Below are 14,769 nucleotides of genomic sequence, written 5' to 3' on the forward strand. Positions count from 1 at the left end.
GTTAATACAGGCGGTTTTGTCGTAAAGGAGATTGTATTTATATATAAACCAATTCCAGAATCGGCTGTTACTTAAGCTCAAACTAAACGGACTATGAAATTAAAATCGATTTTAACGGTACTCTTCGCCGCGGCTGTGATGCAGGTAAGCGCCCAGAACGCAGCACCAGACCAGATCAAAACCAACAAGGGCGACCTGACGATCCAGCCCATACAGCACGCGACGCTCGTCCTGACGTGGGAGGGAAAGACCATCTACGTGGACCCGACTGGCGGCGCTGAGGCTTTCGAAGGGATGGCCAAGCCGGATCTGATCCTGATCACGGACATTCACGGAGACCACATGGACGTGAAGACCCTTGATGCGCTGCAAGCGGAAACCGCAGCCATGATAGTGCCCCAGGCGGTGGCGAACGAGTTGCCCATGCAGCACAAGAGCCACACGAAAATATTGGGCAACGGCGAAAGCACGACTGCTCTGGGCATACCCATCACGGCTGTGCCGATGTATAACCTGCCCGAGAGTGCGGATGCCATGCACACCAAAGGCAGAGGCAACGGCTATGTGTTGCGTTTCGGCAATAAAAACGTGTACATCTCCGGCGACACCGAGGGAGTGCCGGAAGTGCGCAACCTGAAAAACATCGACGTGGCGTTCCTGTCGATGAACCTTCCTTATACCATGGATGTGGAGCAGGCGGCCAGCACAACCCTTGACTTTAAGCCCAAGGTGATTTACCCCTACCACTACCGCGGCCAGAATGGGTTGAGCAACGTGGCGGCTTTCAAGAAAATGGTAAACGACAAGTATAAAAACATCGAGGTGCGGCTCCGGGACTGGTATCCCGCGAAATAACCCCATCTAAGATTGCCTAAAAACAGAAAGGACCGAAACGATTGCTTCGGTCCTTTCTGTTTATAGGTATGGCCGGTTTACCAGGTGAGCGGCACTTTCTGGCCTGATTTGGCTGCCTCGTAAATAGCCATCAGAATCTTTACGTCGCGCATACCCATTTCGCCGGGCACGATGGAGGCCTTGTTTTCCATGATGCTCTGCGCCTGTCCGTCCAGCTGCCGGGCCTGCTGATTCACGTGCGGGAAGTCCATCCGGCCTTCGCTCGTCTCGCCCTGCAGGCCGCCGTACGCATAGGCCGGGTTCAGTTTCCACCAGCCATTTTCCGCTTCTCCGCTCAGGTAGCTCTCACTCGCGTTGTAACTGCTGCGGCAGTCTGCCATTGCCCCGCCCGGAAATTCCATCTGCCAGAAAATGGTTTCTTCCACCTCATCAAAAAAGTCGGGCTTTGTTACCTTCCCGAACCGCGCGGTAATGGACACTGGGCTCTCGCCGGTGGTATAGCACGCCCCCTGCACGCAGTAGATGCCCATGTCCATCAAAGGGCCTCCGCCCGCCAGTTCCTTGTCCAGTCGCCATATATCGGGGTTGCCCACCACAAAGCTGTTGCCCGACTCAATTTTCCGCACCGCCCCGAAGACCTTTTGCTGTCCCAGTTCCATCACGCGCTGGTTGTAGGGCTCGTAATGCAGGCGGTAGCCGATCGAAAGGGTGACGTTGTTCTCGTTGCAGGCGTCAATCATGCGCTGGCAGTCCTCTACCGAGGTGGCCATCGGCTTCTCGCTGATCACGTGCTTGCCCGCCTTTGCTGCCCGGATGGTATACTCGGCGTGCATCGCATTGGGCAGTACCACATACACCACGTCAATAGCGGGGTTGTCTTTGATCTGGTCGAAGTTCTCGTAATTGTAGATATTCTGGTCGGGGATGTTGTATTTCTGTTTCCAGGTCTCCGCCTTGGAGGGAGTGCCCGTTACGATGCCGGCCAGGTAGCAGTTTTCGGTTTCCTGCAGGGCAGGGGCCAACTGTCCGGTGCTATACCCCCCGAGGCCTACCAGCGCCACGCCCAGTTTTTTTCGCGACGAGCCGTTGGCTCCTTCGCGCTGCTCTTGTTGCACGGTTGCATCCGAAGAGCCTTGTTGGCAACTGCTCATAGATAGCAACGGAAGGCCCAGGGCTGTGGTGCCAAGCGCCAGCGACACGCCTTTGATGAATTCGCGCCTGTTCGGGGATTTGCGGAAATGTTTGTTCGTCATGTCTTCGTACAGTTTGTTGAGGAGATTGTTATATAGGGGGTATATGGATTCAAGACCAAAAGGTTAGCCATTTTTAATCAGTAGTGCACAGTACCAGTGCGTGGCGTTTCACGAAGCCGGCATATTAGGATTCCGGTTGCTGGCGTAGCAGCGGTATCCGATTGATTTTGCTTTTTATACATCACAAAAATGTATAGCTTTAGTTGTTGTTCGCGCTTACCGCCTTTGGGGTGTAAAGTTTGCTGCAACATTGCTTCTATATCCAGCTAAACTATACGCAACATCAAAAACTGCTCTCCATGATTCAAAAGTTTCTTGTTACCCTATTATGCTTGCTCTCGGTGCAAGTTGTCTCCCGGTGCCAAAGTAATGTGGCCAAAATGAACCCCAATCAGTTGGATCTGGTATGGGAGGTGAAGCAGGAAAAATACCAGGGCAAGACACAGACGCTCTCCACCCTGACGCTGAAAAACACGAGCCAGCAGACGCTGCCCGCCACGGGCTGGAGCCTGTATTTTAATGCGTCGCCCTCGCTTAAGCCTGACGGGACCAATGCCCCCGTAAAAGTGGAGCACATTAACGGCGACCTGCTGCGCATGGTGCCCGCCGCCTCCTTCAAAGGATTGTCTCCTGGCAGCTCGCTGCCCATCGCCATCGTGACGGGGGGCCAGATGATCAATGAGTCGCGGGTGCCGGACGGTTTCTATTTTGTTTGGGATGAAGACAATACGAAAGGGTTGGCGGTAGGAGACGTGACCTATCTGAAGCCGTCACGCAACGACGTGGGCTGGATTAAAGCCGAGGAAATTTACGCCCAGAACAGCACCATCACCGACATCCCGGAAGCTCAGTTGACGAAGATTTTCCCGAGCCCGGCACAGTATACCGAAACCGGAGCCGCCTTCACACTCACAGCCGACGTCCCCCTTGTAGCCGATGATAGGTATAGCAATGTGGCAAATCTGCTCGCTGCGTATCTGGGCACGGTGTTCGGCCGCAAACCGGCGGTGCAGGCCAGTGGTTCCGGAAAGGCCATTCGGCTGCAGCACAAGGCAGGTCTTGGCCCGGAAGCGTATACGCTGCAGGTGACTTCCGAAGGCATCCTGATTTCGGCGTCTACCCCGGCGGGTATGTTTTATGGCACACAGTCTGTTAAGTCGCTTATACCACCCGCTGCGCTGGCCACCACGCAAAAAGCGCTTACTATCCCAGGCGTTGAGGTGCAGGACGCGCCCCGCTTTGGGCACCGAGCCTTCATGATGGACGTGGCCCGCAACTTTCAGAAAAAGGAGCAGGTGCTGAAAGTGCTGGACCTGATGGCGCTGTATAAACTGAACGTGCTGCACTTCCACCTCAACGACGACGAAGGCTGGCGACTGGAGATCCCCGCTCTGCCGGAGCTGACCGAACTGGGAAGCAAGCGCGGCCATACCCTCGACGACAGTCAAAACCTAGTGTCTGCGCTCGGTTCCGGGCCCACGGTCGATGCCTCAAGTGGCAGCGGCTATTATTCAAAAGCCGATTTTATAGAGATACTGGCATATGCCACTGCCCGCCATATCCGCGTAATCCCGGAGATCGAGACGCCGGGCCATGCCCGTGCCGCCATCAAGGCGATGGATGCCCGGTATACGCGGCTGATGGCCGAGGGAAAAAAAGCTGAGGCTACCCAATACCTCCTCCGCGACCTGAACGACAAGTCCGTTTACCGCTCGGTGCAGAACTGGAACGACAATGTGATTGATGTCGCGCTGCCTTCCACCTATACTTTCCTTGAAAAAGTGGTTGACGAGATGCTGGCGATGTACAAGGAGGCAGGCGCGCCCATCCAAACGGTACACTTTGGCGGGGATGAAGTGCCGCAGGGGGTATGGACGAAATCGCCGGCGGTGCAGCAGCTGATGGCCAGTAACCCGAAAGTGAACAACACCGATGACCTTTGGTATTATTATTTCGGCAAAGTAAACGACATGCTGAAAGCCCGAAAGCTATACCTGTCTGGCTGGGAGGAGATTGGGATGAGGAAGGTAAAGCAAAATGGCAAAACAGCCTACATAGCCAACCCCGACTTTGCCAACGAGAACTTCCATGTGGATGTATGGAACAACCTGGGCAGTAACGTAGATCTGGCTTACCGGATGGCCAACGCTGGCTACAAAGTCGTGCTCACCAACGTAACGAACCTCTACCTGGACCTGGCCTACCAGAAAGCCTATGAGGAGCCGGGCCTGAACTGGGGCGGATACGTGGATTTGGACAAGCCATTTTATTTTATACCCTTCGACTACATGAAGAATATGAAAGTGGACACGGAGAACAAGCCGATCTCAGCTTCTGCTTTTGCGGGAAAAGAGCGTCTCACAGAAGCAGGGAAGAAAAACATTGTGGGCTTGCAGGCACCGCTCTGGAGCGAAACCGTCACCACCCCGGAGCGGCTGGAGTATATGCTGCTGCCCAAACTACTTGGCCTGGCCGAAAGAGCCTGGGCACCCGACCCATCCTGGGCGACAGAAACAGACGCGGCGAAAAGTGAGGCAGCCTATGCCAGGGATTGGTCTTCGTTTGTGAACGTGCTGGGCAAGCGCGAACTCCCGCGCCTGAACTACTACGGCAAGGGCTTCCAGTACCGCATCCCGACGGCCGGGGCAAAAACTGAGAACGGGAAAATAGTGGCAAACGTGCAGCTGCCCGGCCTAACGATACGGTATACCACGGATGGGACTGAGCCCACAACGCAAAGTAAGCAATATACAGGCCCCATCGCTGCCAAAGGCACTGTCAACTTTAAGGTTTTTGATGGTACCGGCAGGTCGGGCAAGGTAACTACGGTTGGCGCCAACTAAGCACCTCAAAAAGCACTTATCCTATACCACAAACCGCAGTCTTCGGACATACATCTGAAACATATATGGCAAAACCACGCATCGAAATAAATTACTGTACCCAATGCCGCTGGCTGATGCGAGCAGCCTGGATGGCCCAGGAGCTGCTAACTACTTTCGAAACTGAAATAGGAGAGGTGGCCCTGGTACCGGGCACAGGCGGCGTGTTCGACGTGCGCCTGAACGATGCGTTGATTTACTCCAGAAAAGAGGCAGGTCGGTTCCCGGAATCCAAGGAGCTAAAGCAGCTTGTCCGTGACCGTATAGCCCCGGACAGGCCCTTGGGCCACAGCGACCGTCAGACTACTTAATACTACTATCAATTAGAATTTGCACAGTCAAATTTGAAGTTACGCAGGAGAGTCGTGAAGTTCGTAAAAGTCCCCCTTTGAAGGGGGCAGGAAGTGTCATCCCCCTAACCCCCTTCAAAGGGGGACAAAAGAGGGCATGGCGTAACAGAAGGTAATATACATTGCACGAAAATACTTCAATACGCTAAATCCAGTCGATAATAGTATAAAAACTGGTAAACGGTTTGTGAAGGAAACAGAAAGGCGAAGGTGCTCATGCGCCTTCGCCTTTTTAATGAATCTTTCCCTGATGCAAACCAACCCTTTTACAGGCCGGCTTCCTGGTTGATGTTTTCCTTGGCTTCGGTTGCGATCCTGTCTACACGGGCATGATCCGCGTGCACACGCACTTCGCGGAGGCGCAGGCGCTCTTCCACGGCACGCGCTATAATACGGCTCCGATTGCGCACCTTTTCTGCCCGAACCTCGCGTTTAGTTTTGGCGAGCACGTCTTCTGTCTGGGCAACAGGCTGTGGGGCTTTCTCTTTATCAGAAACGGGATTTGCGTTCGAAACAGCATTTTCGTGTCTGCGGGTGCGCTCGTCCAGGTTCACGGCACCGTACTCGTCCAGGATATCGGCTGCTTTCTCGGCGTCAGGGGTGTTCAGGGTATGCACCGTCACGATAGAGCCGGAACGGGCATAGTCTGAGTACTCTTTCGAGCGTTTTTCGCTGCCAAAAAGTGAGCGAAAAAAATTGCCGATGCTGTCCTCGCGCATCGCATCGTCAAACTCCAGCTCGTCGTCCGCTGATTGGAGCGTCACGTCGATATAATCCTCGGCAAAGCCACTGTTGATGAGATGCTGCACGGCTGTTTGCGCTTCTTTGGAGCTATCAAAAACTCCTACTACTGTATGTGCCATAAGTGAAATCAAGTTTGGTGGTTACTAAGTTTGTTTGTGTGCTTTTAAGGTATTCCTGCTACAAGCGTTTCCGTGCCTGAAATGTTTAGCCATTGACGCTACACACGCGGCATTTCTGCATACTTGCCCTGATACGTAACGATTTGGTGTTTTGACAAAGCATTCTGATGCGTGTTGTCTTATTTAAAAGGCTTTGTAGTATAAAATCTGAAAGAGAGGGAATTCAACTTAGACTTGTCGGAAGGAATAGCGCAGAAAAGCACTTCAGCCTTACGTACGAATGCACAAAAATAAAGTTATAGGTATGAAGAGCAATAATAGGCATCGGGTCGAAAAAAGAAAAGCCCAAACACTTGGTTTGGACTTTTCACTATCAGGCTGGGTTTGTAGACCATAACCCGGCTTCCTTCACGAAAACCCGGCGATTGAGTTTTAGCTGGGCAATCATAAACTCGGCCAGGTCCTCGGGGTGCATCACCCGTTCCTCATCGCTACCGATCAGGTTGTTGTTGTGGGCCAGCTCCGTCACGACAGTGCTGGGGGTTAGGGCGCTCACCCGGATGTTGTGCTTGCGCACCTCCTGCATCAAAGACTCCGTAAGGCCCATCACGGCAAACTTTGACGCACTATAGGCGCTCGTAACAGCCGCGCCGCGCTGCCCGGCTGTGGAGGATATGTTGATGATATCGCCGGTGGCACGCGAAATCATATCGGGCAAGACGGCGCGGGTGGTATAATAAACGCCCATCAGGTTCACCTTGATTATATTTTCCCACGCTTCAGGTTCCAACTCCAGGAATTTCCCGAAAGAGCCGGTACCGGCGTTGTTGATGAGGATATCGATCGGGCCAAGTTGCTCTTTTATACGTGACGCCGCCTGGTTTACTTCCTCTATATTAGCCACATCAGCGGTTGCAATGGCTGCTTTTACGCCGAGCGCTGTAATTTCCTGTGCCACTTCCTGTAACTGACTTTCCGTGCGGGCAAGCAAGCCCACATGTACGCCCTCCTTAGCCAGTGCCACCGCCACGGCACGGCCAATGCCTTTGCCCGCGCCCGTTACAAGGGCTACTTTCCCTGCTAATGATTCCATAAGTTTATGTTTAGGTTCTACAATGTTTGTAGCTACAAATATACGACGAATACTAGATTTCGATACGGCATGGGGGAGAAGGATGTGAAATGAGCGCGCGGCGAGGGCCCTAGCCCAGTATCCTTCTGATGTCGTTGGCCTTTTCCATCAGGGCTTTTGCCTGCTCTTCATCCTGCGCGTCGATGGCGTCTTTAAACTGCTGCAGTTGCGCGATGTACCCTGCCAGAGCCTCTGACACATTCTCCCGGTTCTGACTGAAGATAGGCCCCCACATCTGGGGTGAGCTTTTGGCAAGGCGCACGGTGGAGGAAAAACCGCTGCCCGCCATATCAAAAATGTTTTTCTCGTTCTTCTCTTTATCCAGCACCGTGAGCCCAAGCGCGAAAGAACTGATGTGGCTCAGGTGGGATACGTACGCAAAATGCAGATCATGCTCGGCTGCGGGCATATACCTTAAGTGCATGCCCAGGGTATGGCACAGTTTCTCTGCCCTGGCCAGGGCAGCCTGGTCAGATTTTTCCCGCTCACAGATAATCATGGTCTGGCCTTCCAGCAGTGTGGCAAACGCGGCCTCGGGTCCAGAGTACTCCGTACCCGCAATCGGGTGCATGGCCACGAACTGCCCTCGCCTGGGGTGTGTCTCCACAACAGCGCACAGCTGCCCCTTCGTGGAGCCGAAATCCATCAGGGCTGCTTTTGGCGGCAGGAGGTCCAACACTGTGGGCAGCAGTTGAAGGATGGCATTTACAGGTGTGGCCAAAACCACCACATCCGCCTCCGCAATCGCATGCTCCAGGGGCATGATTTTATCCACCAATTTACGCTTAAGCGCCTCGGCTGCGTGCGCCGTGTTACTGTCCACACCGATGATCGATACAGCGGCGCCTTTTGCCTTTAACCCCAATGCAAAAGAACCTCCTAGCAGGCCAAGCCCGATGATACTGATATTCATGCTATTCCTCCTGTTACCATGGCTGCCTGAGTCACACTGTGTGCGTTGCGCCATGATGGTTTTGGTACATCCCTGCAAATGTAGGAGGATTTGGGATAATTACGGGTCGGGGAGCTTAAAGAAACCGGCTGTGCGCAACAGACCAGTGCGGCAAAGCCAAACGCACATTCACTGGCCACACCTCATGACAAAAAAATTCCCCCTGACCGGCATTGCCAATCAGGGGGAATAAAAGGATGCTGGATACTACGTTTTGCTTACTGCTTTACAAACCGTTGCTGCATTTGCTTCTGCCCATCATGGATCTCAAGCAGATATATACCGGCTGGCAATGCCGAGATGTCAAGTCGGCCATTGCCGCCTTCCACCTTGCTTTGCAGGAGCGCTGCACCCGTCATGCTCATCACCTTCACCGTGGCATGCCCTGAAGGGATGGTCAGTTGGAGATAATCTGAGGCTGGATTCGGGTATACGGCCACTTCCTGCGCTGCTTCGTTGCCTAGCGCTACCGCCTGCAGCGGCTGGGCACTGGATACTGCCGCAAAGGTGTTTGTAATGTTCACGCTGTAATCTTCCACCTCGCCGTAGCCGAACGTTTCGCAGGCAGTCTGCGCTGCGTTGTACTTCATGGATACGCGCATGCGAGTTTTGCCCAGAGTGGCGGTGGTCGGAATCGTGAAGGTTGCACTCAGGGTGCCACTGCTAGTAGACGAACCGCTAACAACCTGCTCCCCGGCATCGTCAAAATCACCATCCTGGTTAAAGTCCAGCCATACCTTCCAGTACTCTGTATAGGCCGTGCTGGCAAAGGCTGCGCTGAAGTAGATGGTGTTGCTGCTCCCACGGGCCACGTTGGCTGTAAGGGCAGTGTTGTCTTTGTAACCACCGTCGCTACCCGAGGAGTTGGTAAATCCGCCAAACTGCACCAGGTCTATCCACTCGTAGCTGGCATTGCTGCCTTTAGAGGCACAGTAGCTGAGTGTGCTGGCCGCTGTGGTGAACGACTTGGATGCTGCGTATGCAGAACTTCCGCCGGGGCAGGTGCTGCTCACCTGAAACTCATACTGCTTGGAGGCAGTGAGGCCGCTCACATTAGAGGATGTACCTGTGACAGTGCTTGTCGTCCAAGCGGTGGTGCCCACGGCGCGCAAGCGCACGCTATATCCGGTGGCTCCCGTAACTGAAGCCCACGACAAGGTGGCGGTGGTGGCAGTGACATTGGAAGCCGCTAAACTGGCAGGCACTCCGCAGGCTGCCGGGGCGGTAAAGCTTACGGTATAATCCTCCACCTCGCCATAGCCGAACGTTTCGCAGGCAGTCTGCGCCGCGTTATACTTCATAGAAACCCGCATGCGCGTGGTACCGGATGCCGCGGAAGACACCGCAATGCTGCCGGTAACCGCAGTTTTACTCAATGCACCCGCATCATACACCAATTCACCGGCGTCTTCAAAATCACCGTCCTTGTTGTAGTCAATCCATACCTTCCAGTACTCGCTGTAGGCAGTGGCCGTAAAGCCAGGCGTAAGGGTAAGCGCATAGTTAGTGCCTGCAGTGAGATTTAGGGTAGAGCCGGTAAAGTCGGAGTAGCCCGCTGCGCCGGATGTGTTGGTAAAGCTGCCCACCTGCACCTTCGCGATCCACTCATCGGCGGTGCTGTTGCCTTTGGAGGCACAGTAAGCGATTTCGCCGAACTTGCCGCCCACGCCAACCGCGTGCCACGCGTTGGTCGTCTGAATCACCTGGTTTGCGCCTGCCCCAAAGAGGTCTTCCGCCGCCTGAATGGCATACGTGCGGGCATCAGCATACCCGGAGTTCGCCGTCATGTATACCGACTCCATGCGGTACACAATGGCGGCCGCATCGGCGATACCGATACCGGAAACGCTGTATGCCGCGCCGATGTCGTTTGTGCCGGCCTTGCCTACCGAAAGCACATAGAACCAATAGTTGAGCACCCCGCTGTTGGTGTGCACGCCGCCGTTGTCGGCGGTGCCGCTGTACCAGTTGATGCCTTTATAGGTGTCCGGCTGGCCTTCAGCCTTGGGGTTGCTCATCGAGCGGAGCGAGGGACGCTGCTTATCGATGTCCTCCCCAATCAGCCAGGTAGATTTTGTTGGGGCGGCATACTGCTCCACGGCCGCTCCCCAGATGTCAGACAGGCCTTCGTTCAGCGCGCCAGACTCGTTGCTATACACCAGGTTGGCGGTGCTGGAGCAAACGGCGTGTCCTATTTCGTGGGCACCTACGTCCAAGCTTGTCAGGGCATCGAAGCGGGTCGCCCCGTCGCCATACGTCATCACAGAGCCGTTCCAAAAGGCATTCTCATAGTTGAGGTCATAATGCACGTAGTTTTTGATTTTGGCCCCGGCATTGTCGTAGCTGTTTCGCCCGAAACGGTTTTTGAAATAATCGTAGGTCATCTGCGCAGCCCAGTGCGCATCCAGCCCCGCATTGTCTTTGGCAGCGTTGCTATACTCACCGGATGTCCAGTTATTGTCTGCGTCTACAAAGTCGGTGGCGATATTGTAGTTAGTGGTGGTCTTGCAATTATACGTTTCGATGCCGCCTCCTCTGGAAACATCGCGCAGGCGGTAGGAGCCGGCGTAACTGTCGGTGGTGATGGTGCGCGAGCCGCTGTAACGCGTGGCCGCGGTGGCTGCTACGGCAGCATGCTTAATGATGGCGTCCTTGTGTACGATCTTGCCAGTCTGCGCATCCACGTATACATAGTCGCGGCTAAGGGGCTGCTGGGCATACACGTTAAATTTCCAGGCCAGCACCTGCTGCGCGTCTTCTGTTTTAGCGGAGTTCATAAAGTTCTCCACGATCACCAATTCCCCCTCAGGGTAGAAAGTGGCTTTCGGGTTGTTCTCCTGCGCCTTGATCCAGGCTTCCTGCGCTGGCACCTGCCACATGTAGGTTTGGGCGCCCACAAACGCCAGGGCACGTCCTAGTGCGGCTTTCTCGCTCAGGGAAGGCTTGACGTTCAGCTTTTTGATTTTTTTGATTTCGCCGTTGATGGATTCTACCACGCCGTTTTTGCTGTGCACACTGTACACGCCATACTCAACGCGCACCCCTTTGTGATACTGTGCGAATCGCTGGTGCAGGTAGCCGTTGTTGTCTTTTTCCTGCTTCACCGGCTTCAACTCCTCGTCAGCCGACAACTCCAGAAACGAGGCCAGCACCGCGGGTGCCTGGTCTGCCCGAAAGGCTTTGTCTTTATTGTCTTTAAACTTGATGAAAGAAGGCTTGCCATTGGCATCCTCCAGTTTTTCCTTCACGTTGCTTTGCTGCTGCGCAAATGCTGAAGGCTGAAAAAACATACTTCCCGCAAAAAGAGAAGCATACACGTACAATTTCCTCATAAAGGTTAGATAAAGAGTAGAACATAAAAAATGAGGTGTTCGTGGACGTGTGTGTTTAGATAAGTGGCCTGCCCAAAATCAATGCGTTTGGGCGAGCCAAGGCAGCTGCGCGCAAAAAGTGCAGGCAGCAGATTTGGTTGTGGTATAATGCAATTGCAGGATGACCTGTATTAAAATTCCCCGCACTGTAATCTGAAGCTACAGTAGATTAATACGTACTATGTCATGAAGCTTGAGCCAATGTACAGGGATTACTTCTAAATGGCAAGTGCCCGAAGCCGATATTATTTTATTTTTTTATACCTCAAAATGATGCAATTTTCCCCCTTGATCCTGACCCTGGAAATGGATGAGGCAAGCCATACCTTTTTTAATGTGCTGCGGCAGGCGCACTTTCCCAAGGAACGTAATTATCTTCAGGCGCACCTCACCCTGTTTCATCACCTGCCAGGCTCACAGTTATCAGAGATCCTCCATACCCTGAAGGAACTGTGCCAGACGCAGGAAAAGCTCACACTTGAAGTTGTCGGGCTGAAGAACATAGGCAGGGGAGTGGCGTTCAGTTTGCAGAGCCCGGACCTGATCGCTCTGCATGGGCAGTTGCAGCGCCGCTGGCTCGCCTGGCTCACGCCTCAGGACAAGCAGAAACTCTGGCCGCATGTGACGGTCCAAAACAAGGTCCGACCTGCGCAGGCCCAGGAGTTGCTGCATGCGCTTTACAACACGTTTACTCCCTTTCCAGTCTCGGGTATTGGTTTTCAGGTATGGGCATATCAGGGTGGCCCCTGGGAACTGCTTCATACCCTCGCGTTCTCTGGCCAGGCATAGCGCAAGTTGCCCTGACGCGGCAAAATTTACCGGGCAGGCTAGCCGAATAAATCTTCTCTCAACTTAGAAACAATCGGATGGGTTGTCGCGAGCGGATGCCCCGCTATACTGCTGATGATTTTTATACCCGTTACGTTGCTGGCAAACACGGTGTCTGCTTCCAGTAAGGCATCGGTGCCTGCCATTTGTTCCGAAACCGGCGCTTGCCTGGTGGCGCACCACCTGAAGATGCTGCGCCGCAGCACGCCGTTCACACAGCCAGTTTCCAGCGGCGGGGTATAGAGCACCTCATCTTTAATCCACCAGACGTTGGCAGAAATCAGCTCTGACACAGCGCCATTTTTGTCCAGAAGCAGCATGTCATCCATTCTTCGGGCTTTTTTCTCGAGTCCTGCCAAAACGTAAAGCGGCGCATTAGGGCCTTTGAAATGGGAGAAAGGGGAGGGCAGGGTATGGATTTGCTGGCAAACGCCCACCTCTAGCAATCTGGTATCGGGGAGAGAAGCCGGTTGGGCCGTGGCCAGCCAATCGACCTGGTTTGTTTCGGGGGTATAAAGTCCGCCGCCTTTCCGCCAGATTTTTAATTTGATCCGGGCGGCGTGCACGGCCTGCTGCCCGTGGGCCAGCGCAAGCAGCCTATCGGTGAAGGCGTTGGAGAACAGAAGTGCGGGGAGCTCTAATTGCAGCGCCCGCGCGGCCTCCCGTATCCGTTCCAGGTGCGCTTCCCAAAAACTCACCTGGCCATTCCGGACCATGACTGTCTCAAAAAAACCGTCGTGGTATTGGAAAGCCCGGTTGGAGAGGGGCAATCGCAATTCCTCTTCCGGTATAAACTGATTGTTGTATAGCAGCAAATTTAACTGGTTCTGGTGATGTGTTCGCCAAAGATAAATGCCCGCGGCAGCACTACAAACTAAATCCGGCGCTAGTTTGTTGACGTACTATCTAACGACTTAACGAAAACATATGGTACACTCTAAATTATACTTACTTCTTCCGCTTTTTTTCCTTTTCTCTTCCTGCTCTGAAGCCAGTACTGAACAAACTGCCAGCCTGCTGCGAGATGACGCCAGCATGATGCCGGATACCACAGGCCTTGCTAAGGCCACGTTTGCAGGTGGGTGCTTCTGGTGCACAGAGGCGTATTTTGAGCGGGTGGAGGGCGTAGAAGCGGTTATCTCGGGATATTCTGGTGGAAAAGAGGCAAACCCAACTTATGAGGAAGTAAGTGCCGGAAGAACGGAATATGCAGAAGCCGTTCAGGTATACTATCATCCGGACAAGATTTCATACCACGAGTTGCTGGAGGTTTTTTTTGCCACACACGACCCGACAACCCTCAACCGGCAGGGCCCCGACTATGGCAAACAGTACCGCTCCATCGTGTTTTACCGCACGCCTGAAGAGAAGCAGATGATCGACGCCTATATTGCCGAACTGGGAAAAGCCGGGACGTACAAAAACAAGATCGTGACGAAAGTGCAGCCGTTCCGCAAATTCTGGGAAGCGGAGGATTACCACCAGGACTACTATATACATAACCCCGGCAACCCATACGTGCAGTCGGTCGCGAAACCGAAAGTGCTGAAATTTGAGGCCAACTTCCGCAACAAGCTCAAGCCTGAGTACCGGGACTAAGTAAAAAAGCCATCTTAATGCCCGCAGCGCCCGTAGTACACAGGTATAAACAAATCAAACTCTGAAAAACTATGGGATTTATTATCAACCTGCTTGTGAGTGCTGGCGTCATCTTGCTGATGGCCTATGCCTTGTCGAGCGTTCATGTAAAAAGCTTCGGAACCGCCTTATGGGTAGCCTTTTTAGTGGGTATCCTGAACGCAACGATCGGATGGATATTGAGGGGAGTGTTCAACTTGGTTTCTTTTTTCCTGTTGGAGGCCATCGTGTCCCTGTTTGTGACGGCCATCGTGATAAAGCTGGTAGACGTGTTTGTCCGCAACTTTAAAATCGATGGTTTCTTGCCCGCCCTGATCATTGCCATCGTTAATGCTCTGGCGCTTGCTTTGGTGGGGTATATATTTTAAGCGGTATCTACTAATTACGTTATGAGGCCGGCATCATGTGATGCTGGTCTTTTTTGTTAGGACAGGTTTGATGAGAAGTGATATAATGTAGATTCTTGCCATTGAAGATATTTACTGTCAGAACAAAGCAAATGGCGGGTTCCGGTGCCGAACGTAGTGAGGCATTGCGCAGCGCAGCGAGCAAAAGGACACGGCACAGCGCCGAGCGGGAAAACGCGCCCCAGCGGGCGTGGAGCGCAAAGCAAGCTATGAAATAAGGCCGTCCCAGTTTTGAAGT

12 protein-coding genes are annotated in these 14,769 nt (G+C 53.5%); 6 read left to right on the forward strand and 6 right to left on the reverse strand.

What is annotated here, in order from left to right:
- Positions 1 to 93: 93 nt before the first annotated feature.
- The gene (locus MKJ04_RS01745) at positions 94 to 855 is read left to right on the forward strand and encodes an MBL fold metallo-hydrolase (protein ID WP_241638668.1); all 762 of its coding nucleotides are present in this window, start codon (positions 94 to 96) and stop codon (positions 853 to 855) included.
- A gap of 77 nt (positions 856 to 932) precedes the next feature.
- Here the strand turns inward: MKJ04_RS01745 and MKJ04_RS01750 are convergent, their stop codons facing one another.
- The gene (locus MKJ04_RS01750; protein WP_241638670.1) at positions 933 to 2,108 is read right to left on the reverse strand and encodes a Gfo/Idh/MocA family protein; all 1,176 of its coding nucleotides are present in this window, start codon (positions 2,106 to 2,108) and stop codon (positions 933 to 935) included.
- Positions 2,109 to 2,488: 380 nt separating this feature from the next.
- Between MKJ04_RS01750 and MKJ04_RS01755 the strand changes: the two genes are divergently transcribed.
- Positions 2,489 to 4,951 (forward strand): family 20 glycosylhydrolase, encoded by a 2,463-nt coding sequence (locus MKJ04_RS01755; RefSeq protein ID WP_241638673.1) that lies wholly within the window; start codon positions 2,489 to 2,491, stop codon positions 4,949 to 4,951.
- A 65-nt stretch (positions 4,952 to 5,016) separates the two neighbouring features.
- Positions 5,017 to 5,301, forward strand: a complete 285-nt coding sequence (locus MKJ04_RS01760) for a SelT/SelW/SelH family protein (RefSeq protein ID WP_241638677.1) — start codon at positions 5,017 to 5,019, stop codon at positions 5,299 to 5,301.
- A 305-nt stretch (positions 5,302 to 5,606) separates the two neighbouring features.
- On the opposite strand, the gene MKJ04_RS01765 is transcribed toward MKJ04_RS01760, so the two are convergent.
- The 4 genes from MKJ04_RS01765 to MKJ04_RS01780 all read right to left on the reverse strand — a co-directional run bounded on the left by MKJ04_RS01765 (position 5,607) and on the right by MKJ04_RS01780 (position 11,619).
- On the reverse strand, positions 5,607 to 6,203 hold the full coding sequence (locus tag MKJ04_RS01765) for a hypothetical protein (RefSeq protein ID WP_241638679.1): 597 nt from the start codon (positions 6,201 to 6,203) through the stop codon (positions 5,607 to 5,609).
- A 373-nt stretch (positions 6,204 to 6,576) separates the two neighbouring features.
- The gene (locus MKJ04_RS01770) at positions 6,577 to 7,296 is read right to left on the reverse strand and encodes a 3-ketoacyl-ACP reductase (RefSeq protein WP_241638681.1); all 720 of its coding nucleotides are present in this window, start codon (positions 7,294 to 7,296) and stop codon (positions 6,577 to 6,579) included.
- Between the two features lie 109 nt (positions 7,297 to 7,405).
- Positions 7,406 to 8,302 (reverse strand): prephenate dehydrogenase, encoded by an 897-nt coding sequence (locus MKJ04_RS01775; RefSeq protein ID WP_262918042.1) that lies wholly within the window; start codon positions 8,300 to 8,302, stop codon positions 7,406 to 7,408.
- Between the two features lie 203 nt (positions 8,303 to 8,505).
- Positions 8,506 to 11,619, reverse strand: coding sequence for a M4 family metallopeptidase (locus tag MKJ04_RS01780; RefSeq protein ID WP_241638685.1), 3,114 nt, complete (start codon positions 11,617 to 11,619; stop codon positions 8,506 to 8,508).
- Between the two features lie 309 nt (positions 11,620 to 11,928).
- Between MKJ04_RS01780 and MKJ04_RS01785 the strand changes: the two genes are divergently transcribed.
- Positions 11,929 to 12,447 carry a 2'-5' RNA ligase family protein gene (locus MKJ04_RS01785; protein ID WP_241638687.1) on the forward strand — a complete coding sequence of 173 codons (519 nt, stop codon included), beginning with the start codon at positions 11,929 to 11,931 and terminating at the stop codon, positions 12,445 to 12,447.
- A gap of 38 nt (positions 12,448 to 12,485) precedes the next feature.
- Here MKJ04_RS01785 and MKJ04_RS01790 read toward each other — a convergent pair whose 3' ends face one another.
- Positions 12,486 to 13,301: an aminotransferase class IV gene (locus MKJ04_RS01790; RefSeq protein WP_241638689.1), complete on the reverse strand. Its 816-nt coding sequence runs from the start codon at positions 13,299 to 13,301 to the stop codon at positions 12,486 to 12,488.
- A gap of 112 nt (positions 13,302 to 13,413) precedes the next feature.
- Between MKJ04_RS01790 and msrA the strand changes: the two genes are divergently transcribed.
- Positions 13,414 to 14,085 (forward strand): peptide-methionine (S)-S-oxide reductase MsrA, encoded by a 672-nt coding sequence (msrA, locus tag MKJ04_RS01795; protein WP_241638692.1) that lies wholly within the window; start codon positions 13,414 to 13,416, stop codon positions 14,083 to 14,085.
- A gap of 71 nt (positions 14,086 to 14,156) precedes the next feature.
- Positions 14,157 to 14,492 carry a phage holin family protein gene (locus MKJ04_RS01800; RefSeq protein ID WP_241638694.1) on the forward strand — a complete coding sequence of 112 codons (336 nt, stop codon included), beginning with the start codon at positions 14,157 to 14,159 and terminating at the stop codon, positions 14,490 to 14,492.
- Positions 14,493 to 14,769: the final 277 nt, after the last annotated feature.

Origin of the sequence: Pontibacter sp. E15-1 (assembly GCF_022601975.1) — a bacterium.
Taxonomy (GTDB): Bacteria; Bacteroidota; Bacteroidia; order Cytophagales; family Hymenobacteraceae; genus Pontibacter.

Excerpts from the sequence above, each read along its gene's own strand:
- MKJ04_RS01750 (WP_241638670.1), bottom strand. The coding sequence starts at position 2,108 with ATGACGAACAAACATTTCCGCAAATCCCCGAACAGGCGCGAATTCATC.
- MKJ04_RS01760 (WP_241638677.1), top strand. The coding sequence starts at position 5,017 with ATGGCAAAACCACGCATCGAAATAAATTACTGTACCCAATGCCGCTGG.
- MKJ04_RS01755 (WP_241638673.1), top strand. The coding sequence starts at position 2,489 with ATGAACCCCAATCAGTTGGATCTGGTATGGGAGGTGAAGCAGGAAAAA.
- MKJ04_RS01770 (WP_241638681.1), bottom strand. The coding sequence starts at position 7,296 with ATGGAATCATTAGCAGGGAAAGTAGCCCTTGTAACGGGCGCGGGCAAA.
- MKJ04_RS01775 (WP_262918042.1), bottom strand. The coding sequence starts at position 8,302 with ATGGCGCAACGCACACAGTGTGACTCAGGCAGCCATGGTAACAGGAGG.
- MKJ04_RS01765 (WP_241638679.1), bottom strand. The coding sequence starts at position 6,203 with ATGGCACATACAGTAGTAGGAGTTTTTGATAGCTCCAAAGAAGCGCAA.
- msrA (WP_241638692.1), top strand. The coding sequence starts at position 13,414 with ATGGTACACTCTAAATTATACTTACTTCTTCCGCTTTTTTTCCTTTTC.
- MKJ04_RS01800 (WP_241638694.1), top strand. The coding sequence starts at position 14,157 with ATGGGATTTATTATCAACCTGCTTGTGAGTGCTGGCGTCATCTTGCTG.
- MKJ04_RS01780 (WP_241638685.1), bottom strand. The coding sequence starts at position 11,619 with ATGAGGAAATTGTACGTGTATGCTTCTCTTTTTGCGGGAAGTATGTTT.
- MKJ04_RS01785 (WP_241638687.1), top strand. The coding sequence starts at position 11,929 with ATGATGCAATTTTCCCCCTTGATCCTGACCCTGGAAATGGATGAGGCA.
- MKJ04_RS01745 (WP_241638668.1), top strand. The coding sequence starts at position 94 with ATGAAATTAAAATCGATTTTAACGGTACTCTTCGCCGCGGCTGTGATG.